9 protein-coding genes and 1 pseudogene are annotated in these 11,160 nt (G+C 62.8%); 7 read left to right on the top strand and 3 right to left on the bottom strand.

Features of this window, described 5'->3' with window-relative positions; translation table 11 throughout:
• Positions 1–780 (top strand): fumarylacetoacetate hydrolase family protein (locus PARACOCCUSGL_RS0118590; RefSeq protein ID WP_010400189.1); only part of this gene is annotated, 780 nt, incomplete at its 5' end.
• 341 nt (positions 781–1,121) lie between these two features.
• On the opposite strand, the gene PARACOCCUSGL_RS0118595 is transcribed toward PARACOCCUSGL_RS0118590, so the two are convergent.
• The gene (locus PARACOCCUSGL_RS0118595; RefSeq protein WP_010400191.1) at positions 1,122–1,448 is read right to left on the bottom strand and encodes a hypothetical protein; all 327 of its coding nucleotides are present in this window, start codon (positions 1,446–1,448) and stop codon (positions 1,122–1,124) included.
• A gap of 305 nt (positions 1,449–1,753) precedes the next feature.
• Here PARACOCCUSGL_RS0118595 and PARACOCCUSGL_RS0118600 point away from each other — a divergent pair, with 305 nt between their 5' ends.
• Positions 1,754–3,658, top strand: coding sequence for a DUF927 domain-containing protein (locus tag PARACOCCUSGL_RS0118600; RefSeq protein WP_010400193.1), 1,905 nt, complete (start codon positions 1,754–1,756; stop codon positions 3,656–3,658).
• A gap of 453 nt (positions 3,659–4,111) precedes the next feature.
• Here the strand turns inward: PARACOCCUSGL_RS0118600 and PARACOCCUSGL_RS21890 are convergent, their stop codons facing one another.
• Entirely contained in the window at positions 4,112–4,408 is a 297-nt protein-coding gene (locus tag PARACOCCUSGL_RS21890; RefSeq protein ID WP_138918398.1) for a hypothetical protein, read from the bottom strand.
• A gap of 411 nt (positions 4,409–4,819) precedes the next feature.
• Positions 4,820–5,725: a LysR family transcriptional regulator gene (locus PARACOCCUSGL_RS0118610; RefSeq protein ID WP_010400197.1), complete on the bottom strand. Its 906-nt coding sequence runs from the start codon at positions 5,723–5,725 to the stop codon at positions 4,820–4,822.
• A gap of 112 nt (positions 5,726–5,837) precedes the next feature.
• Between PARACOCCUSGL_RS0118610 and PARACOCCUSGL_RS0118615 the strand changes: the two genes are divergently transcribed.
• The 5 genes and pseudogenes from PARACOCCUSGL_RS0118615 to PARACOCCUSGL_RS20990 all read left to right on the top strand — a co-directional run bounded on the left by PARACOCCUSGL_RS0118615 (position 5,838) and on the right by PARACOCCUSGL_RS20990 (position 10,162).
• A complete protein-coding gene (locus tag PARACOCCUSGL_RS0118615; RefSeq protein ID WP_050804225.1) occupies positions 5,838–7,028 on the top strand; it encodes an MFS transporter in 1,191 nt (396 codons plus the stop codon).
• A 64-nt stretch (positions 7,029–7,092) separates the two neighbouring features.
• Positions 7,093–8,172, top strand: a complete 1,080-nt coding sequence (locus PARACOCCUSGL_RS0118620; RefSeq protein ID WP_010400199.1) for an alpha/beta hydrolase — start codon at positions 7,093–7,095, stop codon at positions 8,170–8,172.
• A gap of 141 nt (positions 8,173–8,313) precedes the next feature.
• A complete protein-coding gene (locus PARACOCCUSGL_RS0118630) occupies positions 8,314–8,664 on the top strand; it encodes a cyclophilin-like fold protein (RefSeq protein ID WP_010400202.1) in 351 nt (116 codons plus the stop codon).
• A 41-nt stretch (positions 8,665–8,705) separates the two neighbouring features.
• Entirely contained in the window at positions 8,706–9,755 is a 1,050-nt protein-coding gene (locus PARACOCCUSGL_RS0118635; protein WP_010400204.1) for an NAD(P)-dependent alcohol dehydrogenase, read from the top strand.
• A gap of 12 nt (positions 9,756–9,767) precedes the next feature.
• A pseudogene (locus PARACOCCUSGL_RS20990) lies at positions 9,768–10,162 on the top strand (cupin domain-containing protein).
• Positions 10,163–11,160: the final 998 nt, after the last annotated feature.

Here is an 11,160-nt window from a genome sequence, read left to right on the forward strand (position 1 = left end):
GGGTCACGTCTCGACGGAAATCAACAACTTTCGCCGCAGGGATTGGCGCGACTGGCGGCACTTGACGCCCGAAGCCTGCCGCTGCTGCCCGAAGGCACCCACTTCGGCGCCTGCACGGCCCGCCCCGGCAAGATCATCTGCGTCGGGTTGAACTATACCAGCACGATGATCGAACTGGATGTGCCGCGCCCCGAAGCACCCTCGATCTCGATCAAGCCAAGCTCGGCGCTGGCGGGGCCGGATGATGACATCATCCTGCCGCACGGCTCCACCGCCACCGATTGGGAGGTTGAACTTGCCGCCGTCATTGGAACATATGCACGGCATGTTTCGCCGCAGCAGGCGTTGGAATATGTTGCGGGATACTGCCTTGCCAATGACCTGTCGGAACGTGACCATCAGCGCCACCACGGCGGCGAAAGTGTCAAGGGCCGGGGACATGATGGCTTCGCGCGATTGGGTCCGTGGATGGTGACAGCCGACGAAATCCCTGACCCGCAAGTCATTGATCTGTGGCTTGAGATCGACGGCAGGCGCATCCAGCAGGGATCAACCTCGGACATGCTGTGGTCGGTCGCGGAACTGATCGCGCATATCTCGGACTATATGGCGCTGGAACCCGGAGACGTGATCCAGACCGGAACCCCTGCCGGCATCGGTTGCGCGCAGAAACCGCCGCGTTTTCTGCGCGAGGGCAATCTGGTCAGTTTGGGCGGGACCGGGCTTGGAGCGCAGAGAAGCAGGGTGGTCAAGGCATCGTCACACGACTATCGAAGCTGAGATGCGATGGGGCTCTCGGATGGCGACGGCCCCAAAATCATTGCCTGCCGTGGGTCAGATCAGAACTCAACTGCCTGACTTCGTGTTGCCTGATAACATGGCACGACAAGCCTTACCCCATATTATCGGGCTTTGTAAAAGGCTGCTGCTCCGCCTGTGAGGCCCGCCAAGAAGGGGAAATGATTGTCGGGGCATGACCAGAGATCCTCCCACCTGATCGGCAGAGAACAGATAAACGGCTTTTATTCCGATACCGAATAATGCCAGCGCGCCTGCTCGCGGCGGCTCGGAAACCGCCGCAATAAACGCTTGGATGTCCGGCAGAATGCAGCCCCGCCGCATTATCCGCGCTCAATCCTCTGCCTGTCGAAGCGATAGACCCGTGCCCTGTCCGGATCGACATGCCGGGGAAGGCGATACTGAAACGACCTCTGCTCACCACCCGGAACCAGCAGCGCCGCCTCGCCCAGCAGCTTCACCGCCGGACCGGCCGGCATGCCGGAGGCGATTTCGGTCCGGAAGGCCTCGATGCCAAGATAGTTCCGGCGCTCATCCCCCCAGCCGATGGCATCCGGGCGCGGTGGGCAAGCTCTACATTCGCAACCTGCGCTCCTCGGGGGAACATAGGCTTCTTCAGCGACCCGATGGCGCAATTCAGCTTCAGCCATACACCCGAAGCATTGGACCACCTGGACCTACCGGACCGATTGGACCGCTGGCGGCTCAAGGCCGGTCCATTGGTCCAAGTGGTCCAATGGATTCATCAGGCGTTTTCCTCGTCATCTCTCCGGCATGCTCCGCTTGCGCGAAACTGGTCAAGGTCATCAGAAATTGCCCGCCGTCGCGCGTAATCCACAAAAAACATCAGACATTCACCGGTTGTCCACATTCGAGCGCCTGCCCCACGGCTGCTTTTTGGGGCGAGGCGACGCATCTTTGACGGGACGATGCAACCCTGAATTGGATACCAACCATGCCCGACCACGACGTTTCCCCGATGCCCGAGCACCGGGCGCCGCAGTCCGACCTCGAGACGGCCGATCCCGCGCTGGCCGACGCTGCGCTCGCTGTTCCCGCGTCCAATGCCGGACAGGCCCAGCTGCCCGCCCCCGTTGCCACCGCTACCTATGTCGCAACCGCTGACGCAGCTTCGCCCATCGACCCGCAGATCAGGGCTTTCTTGCTTGCCATGCTGGAGGAAATGCCTCCGGGCTGGCACTATCTGGCGCGCGAGCGGATGCTGGGCTTTGGCGGTCGGGAAGACGATGACTGGACGCCGATGTGTGGCCCCCTGCGGGTTGAGTCGCTGGTCCGCGACGGCCACGGGCGCAACTGGTCGCGCCGCATCCGCTTTCTTGACCGCGACGGCATCCTGCGGCATGTGACCATCGCCGAGGAGGAGATGATCGCCGGTCCCCGCCGCGTCTGTGCGCAGCTGGTTGCGGCCGGCCTCGCCATCGAGGGCAACCGCGATTACATCGTCGATATGCTCCGTCGCTGGCCGGTCAGGGCGCGCACCCGCCTGGTCTCCCAGCCCGGCTGGCAGCAGGCTGGCGACACGCCGGTCTTCGTGCTGCCCGATGGCAGCGTTCTGGGCCGGCCCGGCCCGCATGAGGACGCGATCGAACTCTCGATCACCCGTCCCGCGGCCCCGCCCTGCGGATCGCTCGAGGGCTGGAAGGACAGCATCGGGCAGTTGGCGCTCGGCAATCCGGCAATCATCTGCGCCATCTCGGCCGCGCTGACCGGGCCGCTGCTGAAGTTCGCCGGGATCGACACGCTGGGGCTGAACTTCCATGCGCGCACGAGTTCGGGAAAGACCACCGCTTTGGTCGCTGCGCTTAGCTGCATGGCCCCGCGCGAGGCGCTGGCCACCTGGAACGCGACGAATACCGGGCTGGAACTGACCTGCTTGCAGGCAAACGACGGCGCGCTGCTGCTGGACGAATTCCCCGCGCAACCCTCGACCGAGATTATCGCGGCGCTTTATTCCACCGGCAACGGCACCGGTCGGCTGCGCGGCAATCGCAAGCTGGCGCTCGAAAAAACGACGCATTGGCGCACGGCGATGCTCTCCACCTCCGAGCGCCCGATCGCCGCCATGCTGGCCAGCGCACGCATCGACATGCCGGCCGGCCTCGGCGTGCGGCTGATCGATATCCCGGCCCGCTCCTGGACGCATGGCATCTTCGAGAACCTGCATGGCTATGCCTCGGGCCACGCGCTGTCCGAGGCGATCCGTGACGCTGCCGGCCGCCACCATGGCCACGCACTGCCGGCCTTCGTGCAGCGGCTGATCGAGCATCACGCCATCATCGCAACCACGGTGCCCGCCCTGATCGAAAGGTTGCAGCCCGACATGCTGGCGGCCGTCGGCCTGACGGTGGAGTCGCCTGACGGTCCGGTGCAGCGCGTGCTGAAGCGCCTGGCGCTGATCGCTGCCACGGGCGAGATCGCCGCGCGGCTGGGCGTCCTGCCCTGGCCGCAGAACACCGCCTCTGTGGCGCTGACCGAGATCGCCCGTCTTTGGCACCGGGCCCATGCGGCCCAGCCCCCCACCAGCGCCGAGGCGATGGCACATCGGCTCACGGGATGGTTGCGCGCCAACCGGCACCGCTTGCTCCGGCCCGGAGCGGTCCTTGGTGACAATGACGTGGGTTGGATCGACATGAACTGGATCTATCTTGGGGCCGAGGCTTTGCGCACCGAGGTCGCTTCCGGCATGCAGGCCGAGCGGGCGGTCAAGTTGCTGCGTGAAGCCGGCATCCTGGTGCCCGGCGGCGAGCGGGTGTCCTCGCAGTACAAGCTCCCCCGCAGCATCGATCCGGACCGCAACCGGGCCTACCGGCTGGATCGCTCCATGCTGGAGATGGGCTAGCTCAGGGGGGAGACTGTTTCCCCTCGCACCGCACCCGCTCGGACCGGGCCTCGCCGCATGGCATCAGTTGATCCGCCCGACGCGCAGCCCCCCATATCTTGGGTCACAGTGTTGGGCCGGCGCCGCTGGCCGGCCATCTTCATGCCCACGGGCAGGATCGCCGGGTTTCGCAAACGCTTCATCGGGAACATGCTGGCGCGGTGCCAGAATGCCAACTTCGCCGCACTTTGCTTTGCTCAGATCGAGAGCTTCGGCCGTAAGGCTTATAGACTCAAGTCACCCCATGACATCTGGCCCGCGTCTGATCCTACCCACCAACATTCGAAGATCCAGAGATCTTCCCATGCGCCACATGGGGATCGGTCAGGTGGCCCGGATCGGTGATGGCACGCCCACCGGATTAGCCGCAGACACGACGACCAGCGCCAGCTATGCGATAGCCGAAAGGTAGGATTAACCGGAGCATGGTTTCTCTGGCTGACCACCGCGAACCGAATCTGAGAATGCTGGTTTCGCAAGTTCGACAAATCCTCGAAGACAGCCTCGACCGTCTGCCGCCTTCGACAAGAGCCAAACAATCGGTCTCGTGGAGCAGCCAATACTGTGCAGGAGCCAGGCGATGATCGCCCGCGCGATTCCCGATGTCACGCTGATCAGATCGTTCAGGATATCGCAGATCAGCGCGATGAAGCAGCGGATGCCTGCGTGGCGGCAGCGGGATTTGGAATCCTCGACTTCCCCGATGATCATAGCCAGCCCCGTCATGGCCCGATAAGCATTTTGATCGATTTTCGCCCTTCACCCCATATTATCGAGGAAAGTAAAATCCCCGTTTCGGAAGATCTGTTTTATTCGATCTGCAAATCGAGCCCGCGGCAAACCCCGATTTCGTTCGTTTGGCGGAGGAATAGCTTCGCAGTTACCAGTATTGAACGGTAAAATCGCATGCCGTCTTTGCACACCACGCCATGGCAAATCAGTTTGTATCCTGATCCGCGGGTGCCATCCTTTTGTAATGAAGAACGGCGTGCCGAAAGTCCTGCAACGATTTACCTCGAAATTGATCTGCCCGGAGACAGGCTTGCGGCCATCTTTCTCTCATCCGAACCGATCAATTTTCGCAAGGGAGTGGACGGGTGGCGAACCCGTCGTAACCGGCACTCAACGGCCCGCCTTGCTTCGATGCCTGAGCGCGTCGACAATGACGCGGAATGCCGGCAGGTTCTGTCTGCGGCTGGGGTAGTAGAGGAAATATCCGTCGAACATGGGCGACCAGTCGTCCAGAACCTGCACCAAAGCGCCTACAGCGATCCGGTCCGCAACGATATCCTCCGGCACATAGGCGATGCCGTAGCCGCTGACTGCCGCGTCGATCATCGCATAGGAGTTGTTGAAGGCCAGTTGCCCGTCCACCCGGACGCGCAATTCCTGCCCGTCCTTCTCGAACTCCCAGGCATAGAGGCCGCCGGCACTCTCGTGGCGCATGTTGATGCAGATGTGGCGGACCAGATCGCGTGGGTGCTGCGGCGTGCCATGTTCGGACAGATAGCCGGGCGACGCCACCGCCACCAGCCGCCAGTCGGGGCCGATGCGCACAGCGATCATATCTTTTTCCACGCTTTCGCCCAAGCGGACGCCGGCGTCAAAACCTTCCTCGACAATATTGCGGAAGCTGCTGTCAAGGATCAGTTCGACGCTGATATCGGGATAATCCTTCAGCAGCGGCTTCAGCTTCGGCCAGACCACGCTATCCAGCGCGTGATCCGACAGCGTCAGCCGGATGGATCCCGAGGGCTTGTCGCGCAACGCCGTCAGCGCGGCGATCTCTTCCTCGATCTCAACGAGGCGCGGGGTGATGGTTTTCAGCAGCCGCTCACCCGCCGGCGTGGTCGAGACGTTGCGGGTCGTGCGCGTCAGCAGGCGGATACCCATACGGGTCTCCAGCTGCTTGATCGCATGGCTCAGCGTCGATTGCGCGACACCGATCCGCGCTGCCGCGCGAGTGAAGCTGCGTTCCTCGGCCACGACGCGGAACCAGGTGAGTTGGTTGAGGTCGGTCTTTTCCATTGTGCCAGATTAATCGACTGGGTCGATTGATCCAATCAAAATGAGACGGGTAATCGGAAAGATTCGGATGGGCTATATCCGGCTAGAACCCAACCGTCAGGAGCAAGCGCACATGGTTTCCACCGTGGAACATGCCGGCAGCAGGCCGGAGGCCGCATGGGGCGCAGTCCTGTCGATGGCGCTTTGCGTGGCGATGCTGATCGCCTCCGAATTCATGCCGGTCAGCCTGCTGACGCCGATGGCCGAAGGGCTGGGCGCGACCGAGGGCCAGACCGGACAGGCGATCTCGGTCAGCGGGTTGTTCGCCGTTGCGGCCAGCCTGCTCATCACCACCGCAGCCGGGAGGCTGAACCGCAAATGGGTGTTGGTGGCCCTGACATTCTTCATGCTGTTGTCGCTGGTGCTGGTTGCGGTGGCCCCGAGTTTCACCGTGTTGATGATCGGACGTGCTGTCTTGGGCATCTGCATCGGCGGCTTTTGGGCGCTGGCGACGGCAGTGATCATGCGGCTGGTGCCGGCACAGGACGTGCCGAAGGCCCTGGCGCTGATGTATGCCGGGCAGGCGATTGCGGCGGCCTTCGCCGCGCCGATCGGCAGTTATCTGGGCGGGATCTTCGGCTGGCGCGACGTCTTTTGGGCGCTAACGCCCATCGTCGCCATCAACCTCGTCTGGCATATGATTGCCCTGCCGTCGCTGCCTGCGCAGCAGCGGCAGGATGTCCGGGCACTGTTGGACCTGCTGAAGCGGCAGTATTTCCGGCGCGGTCTGATGGCCTGCATGCTGTCCTGGGGCTCGGCCTTCAGTATGTTCACCTATCTGCGTCCGTTCCTGGAGCAGGTAACCGGCGTGGATGTGGCCACGCTTTCGGTCCTGCTGCTTCTGCTGGGCTGCGCCGGTTTTATCGGCACCTGGGCGGCGGGTCGCTTCATCAAGGGCGATGCCGCACCGTTCCTGAAACTGCCGGCGCTGGTGATGGGAGGGGCCACGGTAGGACTGTTGCTGTTGGGCCATTCCGTGATCGCCACAGGATTTCTCATGGTGATCTGGGGCGCGATGAACACGATGTTCTCGGTGATCTGGATGACCTGGATGTCGCAGAACGCCGATGACGCGCCTGAAGCTGCCGGCAGCCTGATGGTCGCGGCGATTCAGGCTTCGATCCTGCTGGGCGCGGTGGTTGGCGGCCTGCTGTTGGACGGCATCTCGATCCGGGCGCCCTTCATCGGCAGCGTGGTGCTGGCAGTTTTCGCCGTGGCGCTGATCGGGAACGGGCGAACGCTGCTGAACCCCCAGGAAACATGAGATGACAGCCGGCCCTCGCTTTCCCTCCACCCTCTGCTCACCTGAACACGAAGGAGATATCCCGATGGATGAACGCCTCAGCCGTCGAACCCTGCTTGGGGGATCGCTTGCCGCAAGCACTGCAATCATGCTGGGCACCGGGTCCACCGTGGCGCAACCGACCTCCGCAGAAACCGAAGGAAATGCCATGAATCAGGACTGGGACAAGGTCTTCCCGAAGAGCGGGAAGGTCGACCATGAGAAGGTGACCTTCACCAACCGTTACGGCATCACGCTTGCGGGCGACCTCTATCTGCCGAAAGATCGCAGCGACGACCACCTGCCGGCCATCGTCGTCGCCGGCCCGTTCGGCGCCGTCAAGGAGCAGTCGTCGGGCCTTTATGCGCAAACTATGGCCGAGCGCGGCTTCGTCACGCTGGCCTTCGATCCGTCCTTTACCGGCGAAAGCGGCGGTGAGCCGCGCGACGTCGCCTCGCCCGACATCAACACCGAGGATTTCATGGCAGGCGTGGATTTCCTTGGCCTGCACGCTGCCGTGGACCGTGAGCGCATCGGCGTCATCGGTATCTGCGGCTGGGGTGGCATGGCGCTGAGCGCCGTCGCCTTGGACAAGCGCGTCAAGGCCGTCGCGGCCAGCACCATGTATGACATGACCCGCGTCATGTCGCGGGGCTATGACGACAGCATGACATCCGAGCAGCGCGCGGAGGTGCTGGAAACCCTCAGCCGCCAGCGTTGGGAGGATGCCGCGAATGGCGCCCCCGCCTATCAGCCGCCCTATAACGAGTTGCAAGGCGGCGAGGCGCAGTTCCTGGTCGATTACCACGATTACTATATGACCTCGCGCGGTTATCACGAACGTGCGGTCAATTCGGGCAATGCCTGGACCCAGACAACGCCGCTACCATTCATGAACCTGCCGATCCTCACCCATATCGCGGAAATCTCGCCGCGTCCGATCCTGCTGATCCATGGCGAGAATGCCCATTCGCGCTATTTCAGCGAAACCGCCTATGAGGCGGCGGCGGAGCCGAAAGAACTGGTGATCATCCCGGGCGCCAGTCACGTCGATCTTTACGACCGGATGGACGTGATCCCCTTCGACAGGCTGGCGACGTTCTTCGACCAGCATCTTGCCGCCTAGACCACGACTGTGAGGTTGCCTGCCATGATGGATGATGCGGACATGCCCACTGAACCCGCCGGCCTCTCCCGGCGTATGTTGTTGGGCATCGCCACCAGCTTAGCCCTTCCTGCTATCGCCCGCGCCCAGGAAGGATCCGTCATGCGCATCCGGTTCATCTTCGCTGATCAGAGTTTCACCGCGACGCTGGAGGACAATCCTTCGGCCCGCGACCTCTTCGACATGCTGCCACTGGACCTGACCGTCGAGGATTACTCGACCAACGAGAAGATCGCCTACCTGTCGCGCAAGCTGGCCGAGCAAGGCAGCGGCCCCTTCGGCAACGAGGCACCAGGCGATCTGTGTTATTATGCGCCATGGGGCAACCTGGCGATGTTCCATGCCCCCTATCGCTGGTCGCGCGGGCTGATCCGGCTTGGCCGATTGGACGGCGGGCCTGCGCCCTTACTGGTGCGCGGTGAATATCCGCTGCGCGTCGAACCCCTTGCATGATCCGCGCCAGCGGACAACTCTTGCCCACAAAGGAACCTGACATGACCATTCTCGCCTATGGTGCCACCGCTGCCGACCAGCCGGTCTCCCGCATGGAAATCACCCGCCGCGCGCCCGGTCCGCATGACGTGCGCATCGAGATCCTCTTTTGCGGCATCTGCCATTCCGACCTGCACCAGGTCCGCAGCGAATGGGCCGGCACGCTCTACCCCTGCGTGCCGGGACACGAGATCGTCGGTCGCGTGACCGAGACCGGCAGCCATGTGACCGCCCATAAGCGCGGCGACCTGGTCGGCGTCGGTTGTATCGTCGATAGCTGCCAGAACTGCGCCGATTGCGACGACGGGCTGGAGAACTATTGCGACGGCATGGTCGGCACCTATAACGGCCCAACCGCCGACGCCCCCGGCCACACGCTGGGCGGTTACTCCCAAGCGGTCGTCGTGCATGAACGCTATGTGCTGCGGATCACCCACCCCGAGGATCAGTTGGCCGCCGTGGCGCCGCTGCTCTGCGCCGGCATCACCACCTGGTCGCCGCTGCGCCATTGGGGCGCCGGGCCAGGCAAGAAGGTCGCCGTGGTCGGCATCGGCGGCCTCGGCCATATGGGCGTGAAGCTTGCCCATGCGATGGGCGCGCATGTCGTGGCCTTCACCACCTCCGAGTCCAAGCGCGCCGATGCCAGGGCGCTTGGCGCCGATGAAGTGGTGGTCTCGCGCAACCTCGATGAGATGGCGGCCCATGCGAAAAGCTTCGATTTCATCCTGAACACCGTCGCCGCGCCGCATGACCTGGACGCTTTCCTGGCGCTGCTGAAGCGCGACGGCACCATGACGCTGGTCGGTGCGCCGGCAACGCCGCATCCCTCGCCCACCGTGCACAACCTGATCGGCAAGCGGCGCTCGCTGGCCGGCTCGATGATCGGCGGCATTCCTGAAACCCAGGAGATGCTCGATTTCTGCGCCGCCCACGGCATCGTGGCCGATATCGAGATGATCCGCGCCGACCAGATCGAGCCCGCCTACGCCAGGATGCTGAAAGGCGATGTGAAATACCGCTTCGTCATGGATATCGCCACGATGGGCAACTGAAGGGAGCCGCAGATGAAAATCACCCGCGCAGGTGCGACGCCCTCGACCGCCGGTCCGGCCGACTGGTTCACCGGCACCGTCCGCATCGACCCGCTGTTCGCGGCCGAGGCGCCGGGCCGCGCCGCCGGCGCCCATGTCACCTTCGAGCCGGGCGCGCGCACGGCATGGCACACGCATCCGGCCGGCCAGACGCTGATCGTCACTTTCGGCCGCGGCCGCGTCCAGCGCGAGGGCGCCCGGTCGAGGAGATCCACCAGGGCGACGTGGTCTGGTTCCCCGCCGGAGAAAAGCACTGGCACGGCGCCGCCCCCGACACCGCGATGAGCCATATCGCCATTCAGGAAGCCATCGACGGATCGGCGGTCACCTGGATGGAGGAAGTCTCGGACGCGGATTACGCCGACTGAAAGGTGTCAGATTGAGGAGCAGACGCGCGAAAGCATCGACGAAAAGTTCGGCCCGTGGAACAGGGCGTGACCGCAGGGCTGATGATCTAGGCTGAGAAACAACGGACTCAGAAACGCAACCCTAAAAGAATGTGCCGTCCACTGGCTGCGTTCATGACCGTGGCGCTGGTGATGCCGAGAGCAGACTTAGTCAACTGGCTGGCAATGCGATCAGCAGCTTCGGCGACATGAGGCAATCAGTGGACAAACTGACTCGCCGACCAGCTGTGCTCTGCGCCTGCGGGCACAACATCCGTAAGATCCTCGACCATATCAGCACTCTTTGGACCTTCTTCATCCGCTTCATACACGGCATCATCGTGGTCGTTAACAGACCAATTGAGACGCACGGCGCGGCATAACCGCGTTGTTCAGAGCTGACTATCCAGTGACATCAAGGTTTCGCAAACCAACCGAGACCTCCGAACCCGTCACGGTTCTCGATCTGTCATCTCCCGCCACTGGACCAGCGCCCGCCGGATCATCTCCAGCCGCGCGCAGATCCGGTCGCCGCCAGCGACCTGATCCAATGGTCAGCTGTCAGTGAGCCACGATTTCTGATCTTGGCAATCTCGGTGTCAAAGAACGGATGTCTCACCCTTTTCTCAGGCTGTCCCATTTCTGGATGACGATCTCTTACTTTTCCGAGCTTTCGGCAGCGCGCCTCGCCAACCATTCGGCCATTACGCGCCGCACAACTTCGGGACGCGACGGCAGATCTGCTTGCTCTCTTCGATAATCATCGATCGCGCGCAGCATTTCTCGGTCCATACGTATGGTGACCGGTTCAGTGTCTGCGGTTGGTCGCCCCATTTTTGCCATATTCGAATCTTTCTCAATTTTACTACTTGACTATTCAGTGTCATATAGTCATATTGAGCGAGCCTTGGCAAGGGATTAGGGCCCCTTACCAAAGCTCTGACCACATCGATGTTGATTTCCGTCGAGACGTGACCCGG

The sequence above is a fragment of the Paracoccus sp. TRP genome (assembly GCF_000185925.1).
Taxonomy (GTDB): Bacteria; Pseudomonadota; Alphaproteobacteria; order Rhodobacterales; family Rhodobacteraceae; genus Paracoccus; species Paracoccus kondratievae.